The sequence below is a fragment of the Paenibacillus donghaensis genome (assembly GCF_002192415.1).
In the GTDB taxonomy this organism is placed as follows: Bacteria; Bacillota; Bacilli; order Paenibacillales; family Paenibacillaceae; genus Paenibacillus_AQ; species Paenibacillus_AQ donghaensis.
Window position 1 is genome coordinate 78,512 of sequence record NZ_CP021780.1, and the last position, 21,896, is coordinate 100,407.

A 21,896-nucleotide genomic window follows, 5' to 3' on the forward strand; every position below is an offset into this window, starting at 1 on the left:
TAGATTTGTCATAAAATTCAAAGGATGGATTCAATAATACGGGTCCAGACTGACGACAGACCCGACCCGTGGGGTGGAGTTCATCACTACTGTAAGCACACTTGATCCATATATAACCGGCAAGTAGGTGGATATACCAAAAGAGGCTGTGCAAGAGAACGAAATCTCTTGTACAGCCTCTTATTCAAAATATAAGAAAGTATAAGTTTCACTTGATCCTTTATCCTATATCCTTCTATTTCTCGCAGAAACGGATGCCGCCTCTTTCAGAGGACGGCGAAGCCGTTTCTTCTTAGAACTATGATTGCCGGCCAGCTCGGCGCTGATATGAAGCGTAAATCAGCGAGCAGGCGATCGCTAGGGCAGCGGTAACCGTCATCCCCCAGAAGATATTGGAGTAAGCCATACCCAGCGGTCTGGATTGCTGGAAGCTCAGTGCAATGCTGGTCATGGCAACACTGAATGCGCCGCCGAAGAATTGGACCAGTTGGAAGAAGCCCATGCCTGCACCAATTTCATCTACCGGCAGAATCTCGGAGACCTCATTGGAGACACTGGTGGTCAGCGTAGAGAATCCGATACTGAGCAGAATGTAGACTGCGGCAATAGCGTAGAAGGTTGTGCCGGCCAGCAGGGCGAACAGTGCGGCAGCCACGATAAGCAGCCAAGGGGAGTAACGGATGAATAGGCCATTCCCGTAACGGTTGATGATTCGTCCCACCCGGTTGGAGAGCAGCATGGAGACAATCGCACCAGGGAAGATGATCAGACCGGACTGGGCCGGAGTCAGACCATACAGATGAGCCAGCACCTGTGGAAGCAAATACAGGGTGGCGAAATTGTTGATGTAAGACACGATCCCAAGGGCGATCAGCGACAGATATTTGCGGTTGCGGAACAGCTCCGGCTGCACAAAAGGCTCATGGGCACGGTGAATCCGCAGCCAGAACAAGAGCAGTGCGATCACGCCAACGGCGAGCGTGACCCAGGAGCGGCTGGTCAGGAACAACAGCACGCCGGTGGTTCCGATCCCGATACAGGCGGCACCCAGCAGATCGAAGCTGCCCTTCTGCGGCGCTTCCTTCGGAATCAGCAGCAGGAAGAGGGGAATCAGCAGCAGCGATATGCCTGTGATGATGAACAGGTTGTGCCAGCCGAGGAACTGGGTGACGGTACCGCCGATCACCGGGCCGAGGCCCAGGCCCAGCGAGCTGGCGGAGATGATCACAGCCATCGAGTTGCCGCGGCGCTCCGCCGGGACATATCGGGTGATCAGCACGATGGCTAGGCCTGGCACCGAGGCGGCACCCGCTGCCTGCAGCAGGCGTGCGGAGAGCAGCACAGCGAAGCTTTCGCTGAACAGGCCGATCAGGGAAGCGGCGCCGAACAGGCTCAGCCCCACGATAAACAGCGTGCGGATCGGCACGAAATCGGACAGCCGGGAGAAGGTGATCGACATAATGGCGAACACAATGGAATAGCCGGTAACGATCCAGGAGGAGGCAATGGTGGATAATGCAAATTCCTTGGTGATTTGCGGCAAAGCCAGGTTGAACATCATCGTGTTCATAACTACGAGTACAATGACGAACCCCAGCATGGAAACAACAAGGCTTTCGCGGAATACGTAAGGTTTCCCGGCGGTTGCCCGATAAGCAGTAGACTGACTCATAAATCCTCCTAATAAGATGAACTTAAAACATTGTTATGTTCACGTTTTATGAGTGTAATTGTGCTTGGAAACTGCTCTTTAAGATTTCATTGTACTAAAATCATAGAACATTAGTAATATACCATGAGATATGTTAAAATTCAATCATCTAAGTTTCCCTGTTCTACAGCAGTCCGATAATAAGGAGATGTAAGCGCTTTGAAAAAACTACACCATCCCCATGCCGCCGATATGGACATCAGCTCTGTGCTTCATGCCTTAAGCGACCCGGTCCGCCTACAGATTGTCAGCGAGATTGCTGCCGGTAGCGGGCAGGCCTGCAATACCTTCGATGTACCTGTTGCCAAGTCAACCCTAACCCACCATATCCGCACCCTCCGCGAAGCCGGGTTGGTTCAGGTTACGGTGCAGGGGACGCAGCATATTGTGGCACTGCGAACTGAAGACATCAACAGCCGGTTCCCGGGACTGCTGGCTGCTGTATTGGGTGCTAAGGCGAACGAATGATCCCGGCTCGGAAAACCTTTCATATCACACAGCAGGCGGATTGGATAACTCTTAGTGAGGGTTATCCAATCCGCCTTTTTTGAAATAGAAGAAAGTATAAGCTTCATCTGATCCTTTCTCCTTCTATTGTCCGCAGAAACGGATGCCGCCTCTTTTAGAGGACAGCGAAGCCGTTTCTTTTTACCACACTGAGAGCGCAATAAATGTCCTGTCGGCTGCTCGCGGCTTGATTATAATGATCTTAATCGTTGCAACGAGGATGTGAGTGGTTTGGGTTATACAGAGGATGTGCAGAGGACTATCGATTACATTGAAGACAACCTGAAAAAGCCGATGACACTGGAGGATTGCGCCCGTGTCTCCGGGTACTCCAAGTTTCATTTCCATAGGGTCTTCAGTATTCATCTCGGCCTCACGATGATGGAATATATCCGCAAACGCAGGCTCAGTCATGCGATGCTGGATGTGATCAACGGACGCAGAATACTGGATATTGCCCTGGATTACGGCTATAGCTCCGAGCGGGCATTCAGCAGGGCATTTCTGCAGGAATTCGGCCAGATTCCAAGCAGATGCAGGGAAGCGGTATACGCTGTCCCTCCCATACCGGTGTTGGCGGATACCTTAAACCAAAGGATTGGTGGCGTTCAAATGAATTACTTAAGCGAGGTAACGATAAGCACTCTGCCAGCGTTTACAGTTGCAAGTGCAGTGAGGGTCAGCGACGAGCCTGAAGATGATGTCATTACTTATCTGACCGATTGGTCGGAACGGACGGGGATTGGAGCGGGTACAAGAAGATTTGGTTTCGATGCTGCGATATCCGAGGAGCAGCAGCAGGAAGGGCTGAGAGGATATGAATATTGGGTCGAGCTTAAGGAGACAGCGGTTGTTCTGCCGGAAGATGTAGTGCTGAAACAAGTGGAAGGCTGCAAATATGCGATGCTGCGTATTACCGAACCTTTTGTAGACCCGTTCGAGCGGATTCCGCGGGGCTGGCAGCAACTGGCCGCCTGGGTGAACAGCAGGGGATATCATACCGATTGCGGCAAAGAACGGTATTGGCTGGAGGAGAAGCTTGAGCTTCAGGATGCGGTTGTGATGGATCTTTATTTTCCAATCGAATAACAGACCTCAGAGGAGTCCGCGCGCTGCGCGGGCTCTTATTGCGCTTAGACGCTGCACCGTCTATAAGCCGTCTGTCTTCCCAAGTCAGCTGGTACATAGTACAATTAACAAATCATTTTTTGGAATGGGAATTTGTGGATTGCGTGTTCGTCGAAAGGGGATTCTTATGAACGTTCAACTAGGCAAAAAGCTGATGGCTGTGACCTGTATCAGTATGCTGCTCAGTTCCTGTGCAGGAAGCACGGAAGCCGGGCCGCAGGCAACACCTGTTGTTACACATTCACCTGCGCCAACTGCTATGCAGAGTGTTGCCCCGAGCGAGCCCGTAGCAGCGGAGCCAAGTCCATCGCCCGAACAGACGGGAACGGTAGAAGAAGCCGATTATAAGCAATATGAGCAATATGTCCAGGACGACTCGGGTGATCCGCTGGTCTTCAGCCAGAAGGAGGACCTCGATCTGGACGGGAATATGGAGATTGTGCTCGCTTACGGCAATGACGACCCAGACCCGAAGATGGCTTTTATCTCCCGTGTGTATGTACTTCGTGAAGTCGATGGAGAGATCACACGTCTGGATGACGAGACTATAGCGACAGGCGGTTATGGGGTAAGGGACATCAAACTGATCCATCTGGAGGATATGCCGCAGACCTACATTTATTGCGGGCTGAGCAATGGCGGGGGCTTGGTCGGGTTCGCCGTCTACGGAATATCTGGTGATTCCATCCAGACCCAGGCCTACAGTGCCTCAGCCTCGGGAGCAGGGGAGGATGTGCTGCAGGATTCTGACGGCAATGGCAGCTTCGACAGCTATGTCCAGAACAGGTTCAGCTATGAGGTGCTTTATTATGATGTGAGCCGGATGTATGTGCTGGATGATGGCGAATTTATATTTAGCCGCACCTCCGTGGATATCCCGGAATATCCGCAGGAGATCAAGGAAGTAGTGCTGCAGTTTATGAGTCTGGGTGCGCTCCGTGACGGAACATCGAGCGAGGTGGATCAACGCCTCGAGGAGCTGTATGGTCCTGAAGCAACAGCGTTTCTGGAATCCCTGCCCGCAGAATGGAGTGAGCCCGTTCATTACACCATAATGGAGCTCGAAGAAGGAGGATTAGACTTTGCTGTAGACCAGCAAGGCAATAAAGCGAATGTTACCGTCACTTATCCGCTCCAAGAAGAGCTTCAGGGAGACGGGGAAGATGAGACTGAGGTATTGAGCTACCAACTGGTGTTAACCTTCACGTTGCAGAAAGAGAATAACCATTGGCGAATTACTAGCGGAAGCTACACGTACAATTAAAATGCTATAAACATTATTCCAACTTAGGTCCGACTGAGGATGTAGAGTGCTGTCATAGAGTATTCAGAGCAATTAGATGTGGATATACAGTAAATTTCAGTTTTAAATGCTTATATCTGGCAAATAAGTGTGAATCAGGTTACTACTTAGGTCCCTCTGAGGTTGTAGACTGCTACACTAGAGATTTTAGAGAAATTAGATGCAAAAGTGCATTTAATTTCAGCTAGAATTCCTGTTATTGGGCAAATAAGTGCGAATCTGCAACTATTTTCGAGTAAAACGATTGTTTAAGGCTCAGAATCAGAAATTAGATGCGTTTTCGCACTTATTTGCTCTAAAACAGAAAAAATCCTCTAATTAGATGCAGATTCGCAACTAATTCGGTGGATTGGACTGATGTGGCGATCCGACTTGATGCTCCTATCCTATTGGGTCCTAAGTAGTAACTGAATGTGCAACTATTTTCTTAGGTCCAGTGAGGATGTATAGGGAATTTCTACCCCTAAATGGACAGAAATCGGGTTTCAAGCGTGCTTATAGGGGATTTCTACCCCTAATGAGGTCTGATCGCACCTCCCAGACCCGAAATGGACAATTTAGCGGTAACTTTTTCCTATAAGCCATCAGAATCGAAAATGAGCCAAGTATTAACGGTAGTTTTCCTCATAGCCCCTCTGCTTTACTACTCGGAAGGCCCAAACCTGCTTGGGGATAGCGGGGTCCTAAGCAGTAACATCAAATCCGGCTAATTAGATGCATTTCCGGTTACTACTTAGGACCCTGCAAGGATATAGAAGGTTACCGGGAATGTGATGTGACGCGCGTCCTTAACCCAAATACTCCCCCTAAACTTCAGGTAACCCACGTCCTAGCGGACCGCATAGCCGCATTTGCTCATTCCTACGATGTTTTTAACTCTTGCGGACTCTGTATAGCCGCTATATCATAAAAACAGGATCAAAACAGATGGTTTTCGCTGGAGGGCTACTGAGTCCGTTAAACCTGCAAAACAGCCTTTTACGGCAAATAGGGGCTCCTGAGTCCGCAACAGTCTGAAAAGGTAAGCGATAGTTACTGGAGGGCGGTCTTCATTGGCTATTCTTTAGCCTCCTTGTTACGCGGTGTTCTCTGGGAGGCCGGACGAGTAACACATGGAAGAAGGGGACCTGTGTAGTAACCACTTTCGCAACTAAATCGGTGGATTCCTCTTAAGTGGCGTCCAGAAGCTAAGTCTGTGATGCTTATATCCTACGTTGGTCTAAGTTAAGCAGTAACCGAACATGATTCTAAACCGGGGAGAGTGAAATCATGCTGGAGCTGGACAGTCCCGTATGGAGCAGGCTGCATGGTCCGTTTGGCTCGGCCGGGCCAGTGCCTGAGCTGCTGAAGCAGCTGGGGCACTCCTATATTGCAGAGGTGAAGGATGAACTGTACTGGGAGCATTTGTTTCACCAAAATACACTGTATCCGGCCACCTATGCGGCGTTTCCTTATCTGGCGGAGATCGCCTGCCGGACAGCTGATCTGGAAGTGAAGCTGGATATCTATTCCGGCCTGAGGAACAGGGTCATCAGCCGCTGGTTGCCTATAAGGAGGACCCGGTATTCAGCGGCAGGGAAGGGGTACGGCCGATTATACCTGCGGTTTCCGGTATGGCCGAAGCCGTCCCGCTGGCGCTCTACCGGCTGTGGGGGGATACAGCTGCAATCGGAGAGCACTTGCATCTGGAGCAGCTGCCCTATTTATCCGGGTGCACCTGTTGCCCTTCCTGCGGGGAGCAGCTGGAGATTTGGCCGCAGCTGGTCCGCGCGCTCGGGTAAGAGCCGGGAGTGTGAGCATAAGAACATCGCTTAGCGCAATCCGATATTGTGGGAACGGTTCGTGGCCGTCTCGCGCAGCAGCAGCCGAATCGCCTGAATGGCAGCCGTCTCGGCCTGCTTGGCCTCCTGCAATAAATCCAGCAGCTGCTGCAGCGGGCCAGCCGGGAGCGGCTGCGTATCGAGCGGGAGGGTGAGCATCCGGTTGTAGATTTCGGCTAGCTGGATGTAATGTGCTGCCACAGGCTCCAAAGCGGGCCAATAGCTGCACGCTTCCTGGGCGTAATGGCTGGCATCCCTTTTGGCGGCGGCATAGGAGGATAACGTTTCATATGCACCGGGGGCATCGTAGGCGCCGGAGCGGAATACATCCATCATCATGTCGTAGCACTTCAGGCCGCAGCTGTAATCAGACTCCGGCAGCATTGGGTCATGGACCTCCGCCCGGTAGGCAGCCTGCAGGAAGGATTCCTTAATTACCTGGAGCAGATCCATCGGGGAGTGATGCTCGTAGATCTGGTAATACCAATAAGGGGACAGATTCTGCCCGAACTGCTCAAAGGGCCATTCCTGATGAATATCCGGCTGCCCGTCCGCGTAATAGAATAGCTGCTTCTCCTCATCATATCCGTTTACGATTACAAACCGGTCTTTCCAGGCTACCGCACCTGTTCCCTGGTCCAGACAGCGCTTGATATCCACAACAGCCTGCTGCCGGTAGAGCGGAAAGGTGGGAGCGAAATGGAAACCGGCATCCTGCGAGGCCTGGATCCCAATCAAGTCAGCGGCGACAAAATGCTCTGCCATCCAGTTGTATGTGGAGACCGAGTCCGCCTCCAGCCTGTGCCCCATGGACAACCGGAAGCAGGCACCGGTCATGCCGGACAACATATATTTGGGCAGGGAGAACCAGCCCTTCCCCGACAATACGCCATACATGGCATCAATGAAGGATTGGGACTCCACGTGTAGTTGAAGTGGGAGCTGGATAGGTTGCTTCATTAAGATTCTTCCTTTCTATGGCCGGGGGGATAGAAATCTTGCATCCATCACCGTGCCGTATGGGCACCCCATCGGGGCAGGATGGAGCGCGCAGGATCAGGATAACGTTCCGATATCGTCCGGCAGATTCCCATGGCACGTTCCTCCAAGGCTTCAGCCCTCACAAATAATGCGCTCAGAGTAGGCAGCGCATTCTCGGCTAATTGCAGCGCTTCCTGACTGCGCAGAAGCGAAGCTGCACATTCCTCCGTGAAGATAGATACCAGCTCTGCATACAGGCTGTGAACTTCATCCAATCCGGGAAGCAGCTGCTTCACCTTACTTAAATAGTCCCTAATTTCCCTGCGTGAATATATATAAGAATCTATGATATATGCCGCGCCCGGCCGGTCGAAATCGCCCTGCTCCAAGGCTTGGATTACATATTGATAGGCCAGGCGGCCGGAAGCGATACTGGTATCAGGCCTGGTTTTGTAGGGAATCTCCCAGTCCTGCAGTGCCAGGCGCAGGGATTCCAGCACAGCCGCCTTCAGCGGAATAGCCACCCTCTCCCCGAAAGCCTGATAATACCAGAACGGAGTCATGTTGATCCCGAAGTTGTCGTACAACACAACTTGGGTTTCCCCGGACCAGCCATCCTGCACATAGAACACCCGGTCCTCCTCATCATATCCGTGAATGACGCCGAATTCGGGCAACCAATAGACAACGCCGATACCGGCTTCTATACTCTTTTTGACACCTTCCACAGCATCCTGCTGGTAGATTTCGAAAGAAGGATGCCTTGTGCGTCCTCCATCATTGACCGTGAAGACCCCTAAGTTATCCAGTGCCGCCTGATGTTCGGTGCCCCAATGCCCGTAGGCTGTAACGGACATTGGGAGCAGTCTGTCATGCACCGAGAATTTGAACGCCAGACCACTTAGCCCGGAGAGCATAAATTTGGGTCCGTCGAACCGCCCGGCGGCCGTCAACACCGCATACATGGCGTCGGTAAAAGATTTCGATTCCCGCTTCATATGAATCTCATTGAGTATCATCGTTGTCCTCCTGCGGATGCAGCCGCTTCAGCATCGCTTGGCATCTGCTGTTTAATCTGTCCATCAGCCATCTAGGGGCGAGCAGTTGCTGCCACTGCGTCGTCAGCAACTGCTGAAGGAATGTTTCCGGGTCCACGAAGCTGACCTCGTACAGATCATCCCTGGTATTGCGGATGGGAAACCCGTACCAATAAGCCCCGTCCGGCGGAGCCGCCAGGCGGATCAGCGCCGTGAAGGGTTTAAGCTTGCGTGCTCCTATGGGCTGGGGTACCGATTCGCGTTCCATATGAAATTGCCGCTCGGTCAGCTGCAACCGCTGGATATCTGACAGCGGGAAGGATTGAACATGATCTTGGCCGCTAGTGCGGGCGAGCAGATAGTCCTCATCATAGTGGGATTCCAGCTTAAGCGGGCAGAGCTCCAATTCGCCTGCCTGGTCTTTATTGAAGATTCTTACCATAAGCTGGTCCCGGATAGCCTGCTCCAATAATCCAATCATCTGCAAGGCATGGGCATTTACTTCGAATAGTGGCAAATGGCCGCCTGCAATCTCCAGCTCTTCCTGATTGGTGAAACGCTCCAGCAGCTTGCCGATCCGCCGGACAGCAGGTCCGTTCTCGTAATTATAATGGCTATAACGGTAAGCCAGATATTTCAAGATCTGTTTCTCTTCATCGGTTATATATAAATGGGGCAGCATGAAGCTGTCATCCTCATAACAATATCCGCGTTGTTTGGCTACATATTGCAGCGGAGCCCGGAGAGAGGAGGCCAGATATTCGATATCCCGCTGAGCCTGACGCTTGGAGATTTCGAATTGCTCCGCCAGATGATTGCTGTTCGGGTATCGTCCCGCCTTGATCTGCTGGTCAAACCATTGAATACGGTGCATATGGCTCATGTGAAGACGCTTCCTTTCATTCCGCTCTGGAATAGCGGAAATGATTCACGTGCCCCGCTATTCTCCGAGTATAAGTGATGCCGCTGCAATGAAACAAGGATGGTGCGTCAGCTTCATGCAGGCATGAAGCGAGCAGCCATCCCGCTGGGATTCAGCTTAGCTTATAACCACAGTCGGCCTGTCCTCGCATTTATCCAGTGATTGCATCGACTCTGGGCTGTGTGGCTTTGGTGCAGCGTTTGCAGACCTTAACCCCGGTTCCATCGCTTTTCACTCTTGTATAGAGCAGCTTGATCCGCGTGTTCGAGCAGACGGGACAGGTGCCCCGGCCTCGTGATGGAAGGCTCCAGAGAACGCGTCCGCGTTTTGTTTTTGGCATAGTATTAACCCTCATTTCAAGAATTTGAATGGTACCTGTTCAGTATAAAACAAGAGGTGCGACATAAAATGTCGCACCTCTTGTTTGGGGAGAAATAGATGATACAGGTGTTCATTCTTGCTCAAATGTAACGTTAATCTGCACAATCTCGGCACGTGAGCCGATGCGGAGCGGCGGTCCCCAGAAGCCGAAGCCGGAGGTCACTATCGAGTGGAAGGAGCCCTTCTGCAGAAGGCCCCAGTCATTCTCATATATTGCTTGCGTAATCAGATGAGCCGGAGCGATCTGCCCGCGGTGGGTATGACCGGAGACCATCAGATCTATGCCATTCTGGCGGGCAAGCTCCAGGTCGTCATTGTGGGGCTGATGCTCCAGCAGCAATAACGGATGGGCACTGTCGGTGTCCTGCAGCAACGTTGCCAGTTCAGCGCGGTCTGTTTCTGTACGGTCCTTGCGTCCAACCAGCGTCACCCCGCCGGGAATCTGAACACTTTCGTCATAGAGGACCGTCATCTTGCTGCGCTCCAGTTCATCGATAATCTCCTGTATCGGACCGTCGAACTTGTCATGATTGCCAAGGGAAGCATAAACGCCATATTTGGCCTGAACCCCGCTGAGGATTTCGGCGAAATCACGGTTGCGATAGGCATCCAGATTGTCGTCGATCAGGTCTCCCGGATATAGCACCAGATCAGGCCGGAGGGCGTTGATCCTCTCGACCATCCGCTTGGCATGGGCCTCGTCCGAGAGCAGCCCGAAATGCATATCAGATGCCATGACAATGTTGAGGGTATCCAACTCCCCGGCTTGCTTGCTGATCTTCACATCATAGACCCGGACAACCGGACTGTAGGCTTGATAAGAGCCGTAGATGATTAGAGAAATCAGAGCCGCAAGCGTGAGGAAGCCGGCCCACTTCTGCACCTGATGGTGCGGCAGCCGAGTCAGGCGGGTCAGCCAGACCATCAGATGGACAATCGGCAGCAGGAGGAGCAGCAAGGAGAAGACTGCCAGCCAATAGGAGCCGATAATCGACAAGAGCGAAATACTGCCGAACATCCTGCCCAGGATGAGCGACAGCGCCAGGAAGACCAGCGTAATAATATAGAGCAGCTTAAAGCGGGCCGACACAACGGGCTTCATCCAGCGCCAGCCGCTCCAGCCTATGTAGAATACAAGAACTCCATAAATCAATAGAAAAGCAATGCCCAGCAGAATAAACATTTCCGTACTCCCTTTTCGTAAGTATTGTTTATCCCATCATAAAGACCTGCCGGGCGAAGGTCAATTGTGGAGCAGGGGATCTACAGGAAATCCAAGCGTGCCGGTGTGAAGGCGTCCAGCAGGATACCGTCATCCTCCAGCGGGATACAGCCATGCATGGCATTGGATGGGAAATGGATGCTGTCGCCCTCTTTGACGATCTGCACCTCCTGGGTTACACCGTCGTCGATCATGAATTGAAAGCTGCCTTTCAGCACATAAGTGATCTGCTCATGGACGTGCTTGTGGAGCGGAATCTCCCCCTCAGCGGCTTTGGCAAACATCACTTTGGTATACATAAGCTGGTCGCTGTGAGCCAGCACCTTGCGCGTAGTATTGCTGTCGACGGTTACGGATTGAATCTCTTGATCGTTGAAAAACATAAATAATTCCTCCTACTAAATCGATTTAGTTAAAACCAGCGAAAAATACCCCATAGAATGACGGAAAGGGAAGTGAAGTCCGGATCGGCAAAGGTTACGCCTTCTACACCCAGGAAAGAAAAGAGCGGCAAGGTGAGCGCAGGAAGCAGACAGAGCAGGAATCCGTTGAGACAGCTGGAAATGACGGCGCCTCTGAAGCCACCGCTGGAATTGCCGAATATCGCAGCCGCACCTCCGGCCAGGAAGCAGGCCATGATCCCAGGAACAATAACAGGCAATCCAACCAGCGGGAACAGGAAGACACACGCCACACCAGTGAAGAAGCTGACCAGGAAACCGACCAAGGCGGAATTGGGCGCTTTGTCGAATAGAACCAGAACGTCTACGCCGGGAATGGCTCCGGGAGCAAACACTTGGGAGAACCCTTTGAAAGCAGGTACAATTTCTGTAGTAAACAGCTTAACACCGGCTTTTGCAATATACAACCCGGCAGCAAAAATCGCCGCTTGTTCCAGAATGAAGACAATATACTCTTTGCCGCCTGCTAATTCGCTTACATAAGAGGGACCCGCCACAAGCCCGGATACCAGCAGAAGCACCAGCATGGTCAAGGTAGTCGCAACGTTCGGGTCGCGCAGGAAGCTGATCCGGTCATTGATTTTGATATTCTCGGTATCGTTGTCCTTGTTGCCGAACACTTTGCCCAGATAAGTACCAATAATATAAGAGGTCATGGAAGCATGGGCAATCGTGTATTCATCCGACTTGATGATATTGCGGCTGGCATTGCGTAGCAGGTAAGGGAATACCGCCATGTAGCTGCCGATCGCCAGGGAACCGACGATAACCGTGACCAGAGAACTGAGCCCAAGGCCTTTCATCACGGCTGTAGCAGCGAAGCTCATGAACAGAATCAAGTGAAGAGAGAGGTAAATGTATTTGAACTTGGTCACCCGGGCAAGCACAATGTTAAGAATCATGGAGAAGAGCAGGATAAGTGCCGCATCCGCACCGATCTGATCGATAGTCAATGACATAATGGCTTCATTGCTCGGTACGACACCTTTCAGATTGAACGCATAGGAGAAAATCTGGCTGAAATTGGTGAGCACGCCTCCGAGGATGCCTCCGCCGACCTTGATCATCGTGAAGCCCATGAAGGAGAGGGTAGTGCCCGTAATAATTTCCGGGACCTTCTTGCGCTGGAAAATCAGGCCCAGCAGGGTCACGATAGCAATAATAATGGATGGTTCTCTGATGATACTCATAAACATTTCCATTGGGATCTCGTAGCTTCTTTCTATGATATATTTTGGTTGTTATCGTCTTACTAAATCGATTTAGTAAAAATCAAAAAAATTATTCCCGGCAACGGGAAGCTGAAAATAAGGCAAGCATCTTAAATATTGTGAACAAAATCACAATCAAACCTACAATTGATTTACCGTTCGGTAATCCCTACCCCCTTCACGTTCTAAAGAGTCGATCATTCTTGGCAAATAAGGAACTTAAAGTAATGCAAGGGTATTCATGACTCGAATCATAGGATTATTATAGCGCTTTAATTACTTTTTGCAATAGAAATTATAAAAACGTTTGCAAGCCGAAAAAAAAGACTTACTTTCATCTTTTGGTCCCAAAAGGAAAGTAAGCAGAATGAATCTCAAACGTTATGGGGTAAGGCTTCAGCTCAATGTATGTACAGATTCCCTGTGGTTAATCGTAGGATTCAAACGGACAATTTGCGAACGGTCCTCATTCTCCTGTTCATTCTGGTCGATCTTGTCCAGCAGCAGCCGGGCGCTTCGTCTGCCCATCTCGAAGCTGGGCTGGGAAATGGTCGTGATCGGCGGATTGTAGAACGCGGCAAAAGAGACATCATCAATCCCGATGAGCGAAAAGTCATGGGGGATGGTCAGCTGATTGTTTTTGGCATATATCAAGACCTGCTCCAGAATCATGTCATTGGTGGCGATAATTGCGGTTGGAGGCGAATCCAAATGAAACAACGATCCAATAAGCTCCGGCATCTCATCCAGTCGGCCGCTTTTGATATAGGCTTCATTCACCGGTATCCCATTCTGCAGCAGGGTCTTGCGGTAGCCGGAGAGTCGCTCACTACGTGTGGTGATTGCTTTTTTGCCCAAAGGGAAGGTGAGGATCGCAATGTTGCTGTGATTGTGCTGAGCGAAGGTCTGGACTGCCAGCTCGCTGGCTTGCTCATTGTTCAGCAGCACAGTGTCTACGCTGAGCTCATCTATCTTTCTGTCGACAAACACAAACGGATACCCGTTTTTGATCAGGGAAACATACAGCTTTTTATTATCCTCGGTAGGAAAAATAATCAGCCCGTCCACCTGCCGCGCAATCATCGACTGAACATATTTCTTCTCTTTGAGTGGATCATCATCGGTATTGCAGACAATCACCTGAATCCCCTTAAGCTGACATTCATCCTCAATAGCGCGCACAACCTCTGTGGTGAACTTGGAGAGAATCGTGGAGGAGATAACGCCGACAATGAACGTCTTCTTCTGTTTGAGACTGCGGGCCACCTCATTGGGAATATAGTTAAGCTCCTCAATGGCCTGCTCAATTTTTCGCTTGGTATCTACACTCATATAATTGTATCTTTTGCTGAGAAACTGCGAAACCGTACTTTTGGACACCCCTGCACGTTCTGCAACTTCCTTCATCGTAATTACCATGGCTCGGCCTCCTGAACACTATCCGTTACACACAATATCGCAGGGAATAAAGTAAAAAAAGACTAGAGATCACTCTCCACCCTTTTTTTGAAAAGATAAGAATTTATAGGTTGTACGCTATAAATTATCCTTCTATTTCTCGCAGAAACGGAGGCCGCCTCTTGCAGAGGGACGACGAAGCCGTTTCTTCTTGTAAACAAGACTTGCATATGGGATTAACTTTATCATAGATAGGCTATAAACACCATTATTCCGGTCCTGGAAGGGCTTAAGCGACCTTAAACTTAGCGGCTGCTTCTGCAAGCTGCTGGGTCAGCCGCTCAATAGTTCCTACCATTCCAGCCAGTTGCTGAACGGTCGAGGACTGCTCCATCATCGTAGCGGTAACTTCCTCCACGGAGGCAGACACTTCTTCTCCCGAAGCGGACAGACTCTGTGCCGATTCCAGCACATCATCCTTGTCTTGCTGCATCCGGGCGACTTCATCGGCCATCGTCTGGATTTGCTCGGTAATTTCAGTGATTTTGTGCAAAATGGTCTGGAACGCTTCCCGCGTCTGCCCGACCAGCCCATCCTGCAGCGTAGAAATGCTGTTGATCTCCATCACGCTCGTATGGTTGTCGGCTACAAAGCCAAGATTCTGCTGGATGATGGTATAGATCTCATTCGATTGTTTGGAGCTCTGCTCGGCAAGCTTGCGGATCTCGGAGGCCACCACTGCAAACCCTCTGCCATGCTCCCCGGCTCTTGCCGCTTCGATTGAGGCGTTCAGTGCCAGCAGATTGGTTTGTTTGGCAATTTGGCTGATGGTCCCTGTGATCTGGCTGATGCTGTTGGAGCTGTCTTGAAGCTTTAGCGTGATCGCGGATATTTTATGAACTTCCTGTTCATTGCGCTCGTTGATCTGAATCAATTCCTCTACCACCTGATTGCTGGTATGGAAGACATCGACGATTTCTTCCGCCCGTCCTCTGACCGATTGGGCATTGCCGTTCATCAAGGCGAATTTCTCGCCAAAACCATAGAATTTGTCCACAATATGCTCCGTGTCATTGGATTGCGACTCCATAGCCTGCGCGATCCCCATAGAGGTCATGGAAGTCTCGCTGATAGAGCGGGCGGTCTGCTTCGAGGTCTCCTCCAGCTCATTGGTGCTGGTCTTAAGGACGGCAATCGATTGGTTCATATTGGTGATCAGATGTTTATTCTGCTGCACCATCACATTGAAGCTGTCGGCCAAATCCTTGAACTCACTGTCATAAGCTCCGTCTGCAGCAACCGTTAAATCTCCTTTGGCTAATTGCTTGAACAGCTGTGTCAGCTTCACTATAGGATTCGTAATGGAGCGTGACAAGAAAATACCGAAAGCAACAGCCACAAGAAGAGCCAGCGCTGTAACCAGCATCATTCGGTTCAGCATATCCTGGACCGGGCGCTTGATGTCCTTGTAGGAATCGGTAACCACCACAGTTAGATCCGCTTTCGGAATCTTGCTGATTCTCAGGAAATCTTGATCCTGTTCAATCGATCGGGATGCCAGCGTTGTTTCCGTTCGTTCGGCCAATAAAGCGGCAATCTGCGGACTGTCCGCGATGTCCTGCCCATTCATGGAATGGTCAGCTGAATTATACAGAATAATCCCGCTCCGGCTTAGCACATGGATTTGGCCCTCAGCATTGATCTTAATGTCTCCTAATTTACTAAGGAAGAACTGGCTGTCCACCGTCATCGCAAACACACCGAGGGTCTTGCCCTGCGCATCTTTAATGGGCTGTGAAAAAACGATCAACAATTGATCCGTGCTTGCCGAGTGGATGGCATCGCTGATGAAGGGGCCTCCCTGGAACGATTGGGTGAAATATTCACGGTCTGTCCGGGATTGCCCAATCGTGTCCAGATTCGTTCCGGCCACAATCGTCCCTTCGGGATCGAGCACCAGCAAGGAGTCGATGCCGGTTGAACCTTCGATGCTCTCAAGCAGGATATTATTGGCTTTCTGGAGCACAGCATTATCCTTGGAGAGAAGCGCTTGTTCGGTTAAGGCTCCTTGACTGCGAAGCTTCAACAACTCCTTAAAGGTATTATGTACTGAAATCACATGTGAGGTCTGTTCCTGCAGCTGCATGGCTGTCCACAGTCCTTCGCCGATCCGGTCGGCGTTGGCGATGATTTCGTCTTTGCTTTTTTTGAGCAGGATGTCTGACGAGATAAAGTACACTATAGTGGTGGTAGCTACAAGAACTGCAGCAACAAGCAAGCTAAGTAAGATCGGAAGCTTGACCCTTAGTGAAATGTTCCTTATTTTGTACGATAAGCTGTTTGTGTTCCTCATGTTGTTCATTCTCCCCTATTGATCTGTCTGATCCAGATGATGGTTACGTTATATTATCGGTTAATGGTGTTTTAAATTAAGGATATCTAATGAACGAAATACTTCGCTTCCAGTAACAGCTGATATACTATAGTCAGATTGAATGAAAAGAGGGTTGCTGCATGCGTTTGGAGTTACACGAAGGTGAATATAAGGTCAGTGAAGGAGACGCAGCGGTGGTGCTGCTGCCCAAGGAGTTCGCGCTGCTGCAGTTCCTCAACCGCAACAGGGGGCTGGCCTTCAGCCGTGAGCAGCTGCTGGATCAGGTGTGGCCGCTGGAATATCCGGTGGAGCGCACCGTAGATGATCACATCTACCGGTTGCGCAAGAAGCTGGCCGAGTTGAAGCATGTGCAGATCAAGACGATTCGCGGTTTCGGCTATAGCTTGAGTATAAGGGATGCCAACCCTGTGAATATCAGGATTCCGGCTGTGCAGGACACGGAGCTGCAGGAGACGCTGTTGGGCGTGCTGGGGAAATATCATCTGTACGGGCAAGGGCGTTCGATGCTCACTCTTGCCGGCCAGCAGGATATTCTAGGGTATGAGCTGGACCCTTTTTATTTGGTATGCACCCATTTTGTGGGTGGGGATTTGCAATGGCTGCTGGATACAGATGAGGTGGGACTGGGGGAGCGGTTGTATTATTTGCTGCTGTTTTATATTTTTAGCGGAGACCCCAGCACGAAGCTCGCTTTATGTGAGCAGGTGCTGGCGAAACATCTGTTGTCTGGCCCCCAGCACACAGAGCTGAAGATTCTCAATATTCTCGATTTGTACGCGCTGGCCGGAGAACCAGACAAGGCGCTGGAACGCCTGAAGCTGACCTATAAGGTGATTGCCGGACCAGGGTATGAGAACTTCATCCCAGTGACGGCGATCTCTGAGCTGTTTGTCCATCTGATCGCCGGAACGGCTGATGAACAGCTGGAGCAGTTGGCCCGCCGGATAGACGGGCTGCTGCTGGCTCAACCTTTTCTGCGTGAGATCGGCAGCTATCATGCGGTGAAGGGGATGTGGCATGTGCGGCGGGGGGCCTGGAAAGAAGCGGAGGAGCTGCTGGACGAGGGTCTTCAGGTGCTGGAGATGTCCGGATTTGTGCCGATGCAGCTGTATGCCCTGCACCGCATTGTACATTATTGCAACAGTGTTCCGTGCAAGGAAGCCTTGCGCCGTAAGTACAAGGGGTTACTCGAGGAAGCGTTGGAGAGAGTCGGTCTGAACCGGCTGCTTCAGCCGCTGGAGGAGAGGCTGCATGATGCGCTGCTGGCTCTTTGAGTATTTCGATCTCTTCAATTAGAAGCTGAAGTGAAGTATTTAGAAGGCCGCGCCTACAGTATGATGCGAAAATCTAACACTACGCACAGTGGCGGCTCCCTAAGTTCGAAGCATCGATTTAGTTGCGAAAACGCATCTAAATGGATATTTTTCTCCGTTTTGGGGGAAATAAATGCGAAAAGGCATCTAATTTGTTATTCTGAGCGTAAAAGTCGTGATTTACTCAAGATTAGTTGCAGATTCGCACTTATTCGACTGATGATGGGCATTTTGACTGGAATTAGTTGCACTTTCGCATCTATTTGCTCTGAACACTCGATAGGAAGTCCTTACTCCTCGCTGGGACCCAAGTAATAACCTGAAACATAACAAAATTGGCTATATTTCCTTAGCTTATAGGAAAAGTTGCCGCTGATTCGTCTGTTGGTGACAATCGGAGTTGAAATGATCTGATTAATTGAAGATTTAATTTTACCTGCTCCGACTTCCCAAGCTTGTCATGCCCGTCTGCATAATGCGGCCAAGTCCCTCATAGACATGTACTAATCAATGCATTCAAAACAGGTTAAGGGGATGATGTCATGCGCCGGTTAACATGGGTACTCGCAATCATTATGATTGTGACCTTGGGTCTGACGGGGTGCGGGAAGAAGGATGCCGCTTCCGTGGTCAACGATTTGAACGATGTGTCTGACAAGCTGCAGAGCAAGGATGGAAGTTACCAGGGCACGGGTCTGATGACTCTGTATACCGGGGAGCAGCCACAGGAATACAAGGTGGAGGTATGGTACAAGAATCCTTCCTATTACCGGATCAGCCTGGCCAATGTGCAGAAGGATATCACGCAGATTGTGCTGCGCAACGATGAGGGCGTATTCGTGCTTACACCCAGCCTGAATAAAAGCTTCCGCTTCCAGAGCGACTGGCCGGACAAACAAGGTCAGGTGTATCTGTACCAGACGCTGCTGCGGGGGATTGCGACTGACAACAACCGCCAACTGGCGGAAGAGGGCAACAATTATGTATTTGAGGTAGCGGCGAATTACCAGAGCCCCGCACTGGTGCGCCAGAAGATCTGGCTGGACAAAAAAACCTATGAGCCGAAGCAGGTGCAGGTGTCCGATTCCGAAGCCAAGGTAGTGGTGGACGTGAAGTTTGACAGCTTCGCCTTCGACACGGATTTCACCAAGGATTCGTTCGATATGCAAAAGAACATGACGGCCGGAGCCGCTTCCGAAAGCACAGTGGCCGAAGTGGATGAGAATGGAAATCCGGTAGTCCTGCCGGAGGGTCAGGAAGCAGCGGAACCGCAGCTGGCTGCTGAACTGGGTGACTTCGGTGTCATTGAGCCGCTCTATATTCCGGCAGGCGTTGAATTTAAGGATTATCACAAGATCGAAGGCAGCAAGGACCACGCGGTGCTGATCCGCTATGACGGGCTGTACCAGTACACGCTGATGGAAGCACGCCCGCTTGACCGTGCTACGGCGCTGGCACCGGGAACGCTGGTTGATCTGGGCTTCACTGCCGGGGCTCTGACCGGTGATGAGCTGCAGACCTTAACCTGGATGTCGGAAGGGATCGAGTACCGGATTACGAGTGCAAACCTGCCGTTAACCGAAATGATGCAAATTGCCGCTTCTATGGAGGGACAATCGGGTAAATAATAAAAAGTAGCGGATACTGCGTTTTGTGGGAGTCTTTCCTCTACACGCGGTGTCCGTTTTTTTGCCCAGCTTCATTGACAGTCACCTTCAGTTAGCATTACCATTGCTAGTAAGACAAAGCCCCATAACTCAAGTTATGCTGCAGAACGTTTTACTATTATGTAAGAAGGTGACCTTGAAGTGCAAGCAAGCTATCGACCGACAGTAGCCGAGATTAATCTGGATGATTTGCGTGCCAATTATGAAGCCTTCCGCTGTCATTTGCCGGCGGAAACCAAATTTATGGGATGCGTCAAAGGAAATGCGTACGGCCATGGAGCAGTAGAGGTTTCACGGGAGCTGGAACGGCTGGGTGCGGATTATGTGAGCGTAGCCTTTTTGGACGAAGCATTGGAGCTGCGTCAGGCGGGAATACTAATTCCTATCCTGGTGCTTGGCTATACTTCTCCGGAAGGCATAGCCGTTGCCTGGCAGAACCATGTAACCGTGACATTGTTTACAACGGAGGTGCTGGAAGCTGTGAAGCAGCTGCCGGATGATCCGGAGAACCGGCTTAAGGTTCACATCAAGATTGACAGCGGGATGGGACGCCTCGGGCTAATGCCAGTGGACGCACCTGCTTTCATCGCTGAAGTGAATGCCGTGGCGCAGGCGGAGCTGGAGGGCATGTTTACTCATTTTGCCAAGGCAGACGAACAGGACAAGAGCTATACACTGGAACAATACCGACGGTTCACGAGCGTGGCGGATACGCTTCGGGAGCAGAACATTCTGATTCCGATCATACATACGGGCAATAGCGCTACGGCCATTGATACACCTCTTCTCTCCAGCAACATGGTGCGTGTAGGCATCAGCTTGTACGGGTTCTATCCCTCGACAGAGGTGAACCGCAAGCAGGTAGCTTTACACCCGGTGATGACGCTGAAGACGCAGGCCGTCTATGTCAAAAGCCTGCCGCCTGATTGGGGCATCAGCTATGGCACCCGGTATTTCACAGCCAGCGATGAGATCATTGCAACGCTGCCTGTGGGGTACGCAGATGGATATTCCCGCATGCTGACCGGCAAAGCGGAGGTGCTAATACGCGGACGCCGCGTTCCTGTCGTCGGTACAATCTGCATGGATCAGTGTATGGTATCGCTCAAATCTTTCGCTCAAGAAGCGGAACAAATCCAAGCAGGCGAAGAGGTTGTACTCATCGGCCGCCAGGCGGGCGTCTCCATTACGGCAGACGAGCTGGCGCTCCATCTTGGAACGATTCACTACGAGGTAATCTGCATGCTGGCTCACCGCGTACCGCGCGTGTATATCCGCGAAGGTGCACTTCCGAATCTGGTGAATCCCCTGCTGCAACCGGAATGTTCCTGACAGTGATTGATTCAGGGAATGACTTACAGGGTTTCAGTCGTATACGCTGATGTGATGTATAGTCTATACGAACCGCCGTTTCTAGTTTATAATGGGATGCAGCATACTTGATATACTGGCGGCATATATTCCTTGTATAAAATTCCTTGTATAATGTAACACTGGAACACAAGGGCAGAAGGTTTGTGGGGGTGGAAGAGAAGGTGGCCAATTTGCAGAACACCAAAAGAATCATGATCAGCTTGCCCGATCATCTCTTGCAGGAAGTGGATGGAATCGTTCAACTGGAGAATTCCAACCGGAGTGAATTGATCAGGCAGGCCATGAAGCTGTACTTGAGTGAACGGAGGAAACGTTCTATCCGGGAGTCAATGCAGCGTGGCTACATGGAAATGGCTAAGATCAACTTAACCATGGCATGCGAGGCGTTCCTCGCCGAGGAAGATGCAGACAGCACTCTTGGCCGCTTAGTAAGCGGGGTGTAGACATTGATCGTTAAACGCGGCGACGTTTTTTTTGCCGACCTTTCACCGGTTGTAGGTTCAGAGCAAGGCGGGGTTAGGCCGGTACTGGTCATACAGAACGATATTGGCAATCGCTTCAGCCCGACAGTGATTGTGGCAGCCATTACTGCCCAGATTCAAAAGGCTAAACTGCCGACGCATGTGGAAATTGATGCGGCTGCCCACGGTTTCGACAGAGATTCTGTTATCCTGCTGGAGCAGGTTCGGACGATTGACAAGCAACGCTTGACCGATAAGATCACCCATCTTGATGATGAAACCATGAAGAAGGTGGATGATTCGCTGCAAATCAGCCTGGGTCTGATTGATTTCTGACAATCAGGCAGGGCTATAAATATTGAACATGGGATTAGGCGCTGCGGGTAAGTCACCGGGCGTCTTTTTTTATAAGATAAGAATTTATATGCTTCGCGCAATAAATTATCCTTATCTTTCTCGCTGAAACGCCCCGTCCCATAAAAGGACGGCGTAGCCGTTTCCACTTGTATGTACATATATAATCAGCTATGAATGAGGACTTCACTTTGCTACGCAATTCTGTTATAGTTGGACCTATCGGTCGGTTTAGGAGGAGTTTGGCATT

19 protein-coding genes are annotated in these 21,896 nt (G+C 50.8%); 9 read left to right on the forward strand and 10 right to left on the reverse strand.

What is annotated here, in order from left to right; all coding sequences use genetic code 11:
* Positions 1-298 precede the first annotated feature (298 nt).
* Positions 299-1,672, reverse strand: coding sequence for an MFS transporter (locus B9T62_RS00370; protein WP_087913466.1), 1,374 nt, complete (start codon positions 1,670-1,672; stop codon positions 299-301).
* 198 nt (positions 1,673-1,870) lie between these two features.
* Here B9T62_RS00370 and B9T62_RS00375 point away from each other — a divergent pair, with 198 nt between their 5' ends.
* The 4 genes from B9T62_RS00375 to B9T62_RS00390 all read left to right on the forward strand — a co-directional run bounded on the left by B9T62_RS00375 (position 1,871) and on the right by B9T62_RS00390 (position 6,464).
* Positions 1,871-2,179 (forward strand): ArsR/SmtB family transcription factor, encoded by a 309-nt coding sequence (locus B9T62_RS00375; RefSeq protein WP_087913467.1) that lies wholly within the window; start codon positions 1,871-1,873, stop codon positions 2,177-2,179.
* A gap of 270 nt (positions 2,180-2,449) precedes the next feature.
* Positions 2,450-3,307: an AraC family transcriptional regulator gene (locus B9T62_RS00380; RefSeq protein ID WP_087913468.1), complete on the forward strand. Its 858-nt coding sequence runs from the start codon at positions 2,450-2,452 to the stop codon at positions 3,305-3,307.
* Between the two features lie 166 nt (positions 3,308-3,473).
* A complete protein-coding gene (locus tag B9T62_RS00385) occupies positions 3,474-4,610 on the forward strand; it encodes a hypothetical protein (protein WP_087913469.1) in 1,137 nt (378 codons plus the stop codon).
* Positions 4,611-5,918: 1,308 nt separating this feature from the next.
* A complete protein-coding gene (locus B9T62_RS00390) occupies positions 5,919-6,464 on the forward strand; it encodes a hypothetical protein (protein WP_087913470.1) in 546 nt (181 codons plus the stop codon).
* Here the strand turns inward: B9T62_RS00390 and B9T62_RS00395 are convergent.
* The 9 genes from B9T62_RS00395 to B9T62_RS00435 all read right to left on the reverse strand — a co-directional run bounded on the left by B9T62_RS00395 (position 6,461) and on the right by B9T62_RS00435 (position 16,435).
* The gene (locus B9T62_RS00395) at positions 6,461-7,429 is read right to left on the reverse strand and encodes a hypothetical protein (RefSeq protein WP_087913471.1); all 969 of its coding nucleotides are present in this window, start codon (positions 7,427-7,429) and stop codon (positions 6,461-6,463) included. The genes B9T62_RS00390 and B9T62_RS00395 overlap by 4 nt on opposite strands.
* 47 nt (positions 7,430-7,476) lie before the next feature.
* Positions 7,477-8,469 carry a cysteine peptidase family C39 domain-containing protein gene (locus tag B9T62_RS00400; RefSeq protein WP_087913472.1) on the reverse strand — a complete coding sequence of 331 codons (993 nt, stop codon included), beginning with the start codon at positions 8,467-8,469 and terminating at the stop codon, positions 7,477-7,479.
* The gene (locus B9T62_RS00405) at positions 8,456-9,370 is read right to left on the reverse strand and encodes a helix-turn-helix transcriptional regulator (protein WP_087913473.1); all 915 of its coding nucleotides are present in this window, start codon (positions 9,368-9,370) and stop codon (positions 8,456-8,458) included. Before B9T62_RS00405 ends, B9T62_RS00400 begins: the two co-directional genes overlap by 14 nt.
* A 190-nt stretch (positions 9,371-9,560) precedes the next feature.
* On the reverse strand, positions 9,561-9,749 hold the full coding sequence (locus B9T62_RS00410) for a hypothetical protein (protein ID WP_087913474.1): 189 nt from the start codon (positions 9,747-9,749) through the stop codon (positions 9,561-9,563).
* 111 nt (positions 9,750-9,860) lie between these two features.
* A complete protein-coding gene (locus tag B9T62_RS00415; RefSeq protein WP_087913475.1) occupies positions 9,861-10,973 on the reverse strand; it encodes a metallophosphoesterase in 1,113 nt (370 codons plus the stop codon).
* 80 nt (positions 10,974-11,053) lie between these two features.
* Positions 11,054-11,395: a cupin domain-containing protein gene (locus tag B9T62_RS00420; RefSeq protein ID WP_087913476.1), complete on the reverse strand. Its 342-nt coding sequence runs from the start codon at positions 11,393-11,395 to the stop codon at positions 11,054-11,056.
* A gap of 29 nt (positions 11,396-11,424) precedes the next feature.
* Complete coding sequence (locus B9T62_RS00425) at positions 11,425-12,663, reverse strand: PTS ascorbate transporter subunit IIC (protein WP_245864286.1); 1,239 nt, start codon at positions 12,661-12,663, stop codon at positions 11,425-11,427.
* 417 nt (positions 12,664-13,080) lie between these two features.
* On the reverse strand, positions 13,081-14,103 hold the full coding sequence (locus B9T62_RS00430; RefSeq protein ID WP_087913478.1) for a LacI family DNA-binding transcriptional regulator: 1,023 nt from the start codon (positions 14,101-14,103) through the stop codon (positions 13,081-13,083).
* A 268-nt stretch (positions 14,104-14,371) separates the two neighbouring features.
* A complete protein-coding gene (locus tag B9T62_RS00435) occupies positions 14,372-16,435 on the reverse strand; it encodes a methyl-accepting chemotaxis protein (RefSeq protein ID WP_087913479.1) in 2,064 nt (687 codons plus the stop codon).
* A 161-nt stretch (positions 16,436-16,596) separates the two neighbouring features.
* Between B9T62_RS00435 and B9T62_RS41130 the strand changes: the two genes are divergently transcribed.
* From B9T62_RS41130 to B9T62_RS00460, 5 genes are all read left to right on the forward strand, one after another.
* Positions 16,597-17,751 carry a winged helix-turn-helix domain-containing protein gene (locus tag B9T62_RS41130; RefSeq protein WP_087913480.1) on the forward strand — a complete coding sequence of 385 codons (1,155 nt, stop codon included), beginning with the start codon at positions 16,597-16,599 and terminating at the stop codon, positions 17,749-17,751.
* A 581-nt stretch (positions 17,752-18,332) separates the two neighbouring features.
* On the forward strand, positions 18,333-19,418 hold the full coding sequence (locus B9T62_RS00445; protein ID WP_087913481.1) for a LolA family protein: 1,086 nt from the start codon (positions 18,333-18,335) through the stop codon (positions 19,416-19,418).
* 180 nt (positions 19,419-19,598) lie between these two features.
* The gene (gene alr / locus B9T62_RS00450) at positions 19,599-20,789 is read left to right on the forward strand and encodes an alanine racemase (protein ID WP_087913482.1); all 1,191 of its coding nucleotides are present in this window, start codon (positions 19,599-19,601) and stop codon (positions 20,787-20,789) included.
* A 203-nt stretch (positions 20,790-20,992) separates the two neighbouring features.
* A complete protein-coding gene (locus tag B9T62_RS00455; RefSeq protein ID WP_025698676.1) occupies positions 20,993-21,274 on the forward strand; it encodes a CopG family ribbon-helix-helix protein in 282 nt (93 codons plus the stop codon).
* Positions 21,275-21,277: 3 nt separating this feature from the next.
* On the forward strand, positions 21,278-21,628 hold the full coding sequence (locus tag B9T62_RS00460) for a type II toxin-antitoxin system PemK/MazF family toxin (protein WP_042124727.1): 351 nt from the start codon (positions 21,278-21,280) through the stop codon (positions 21,626-21,628).
* Positions 21,629-21,896: the final 268 nt, after the last annotated feature.

Bases quoted from the DNA above. Each gene is read 5' to 3' on its own strand.
- B9T62_RS00390 (WP_087913470.1), top strand. From the start codon at position 5,919: ATGCTGGAGCTGGACAGTCCCGTATGGAGCAGGCTGCATGGTCCGTTT.
- B9T62_RS00425 (WP_245864286.1), bottom strand. From the start codon at position 12,663: ATGAGTATCATCAGAGAACCATCCATTATTATTGCTATCGTGACCCTG.
- B9T62_RS00445 (WP_087913481.1), top strand. From the start codon at position 18,333: ATGCGCCGGTTAACATGGGTACTCGCAATCATTATGATTGTGACCTTG.
- B9T62_RS00385 (WP_087913469.1), top strand. From the start codon at position 3,474: ATGAACGTTCAACTAGGCAAAAAGCTGATGGCTGTGACCTGTATCAGT.
- B9T62_RS00370 (WP_087913466.1), bottom strand. From the start codon at position 1,672: ATGAGTCAGTCTACTGCTTATCGGGCAACCGCCGGGAAACCTTACGTA.
- B9T62_RS00415 (WP_087913475.1), bottom strand. From the start codon at position 10,973: ATGTTTATTCTGCTGGGCATTGCTTTTCTATTGATTTATGGAGTTCTT.
- B9T62_RS00405 (WP_087913473.1), bottom strand. From the start codon at position 9,370: ATGAGCCATATGCACCGTATTCAATGGTTTGACCAGCAGATCAAGGCG.
- B9T62_RS00395 (WP_087913471.1), bottom strand. From the start codon at position 7,429: ATGAAGCAACCTATCCAGCTCCCACTTCAACTACACGTGGAGTCCCAA.
- B9T62_RS41130 (WP_087913480.1), top strand. From the start codon at position 16,597: ATGCGTTTGGAGTTACACGAAGGTGAATATAAGGTCAGTGAAGGAGAC.
- B9T62_RS00435 (WP_087913479.1), bottom strand. From the start codon at position 16,435: ATGAGGAACACAAACAGCTTATCGTACAAAATAAGGAACATTTCACTA.
- B9T62_RS00420 (WP_087913476.1), bottom strand. From the start codon at position 11,395: ATGTTTTTCAACGATCAAGAGATTCAATCCGTAACCGTCGACAGCAAT.
- B9T62_RS00400 (WP_087913472.1), bottom strand. From the start codon at position 8,469: ATGATACTCAATGAGATTCATATGAAGCGGGAATCGAAATCTTTTACC.
- B9T62_RS00410 (WP_087913474.1), bottom strand. From the start codon at position 9,749: ATGCCAAAAACAAAACGCGGACGCGTTCTCTGGAGCCTTCCATCACGA.
- B9T62_RS00430 (WP_087913478.1), bottom strand. From the start codon at position 14,103: ATGGTAATTACGATGAAGGAAGTTGCAGAACGTGCAGGGGTGTCCAAA.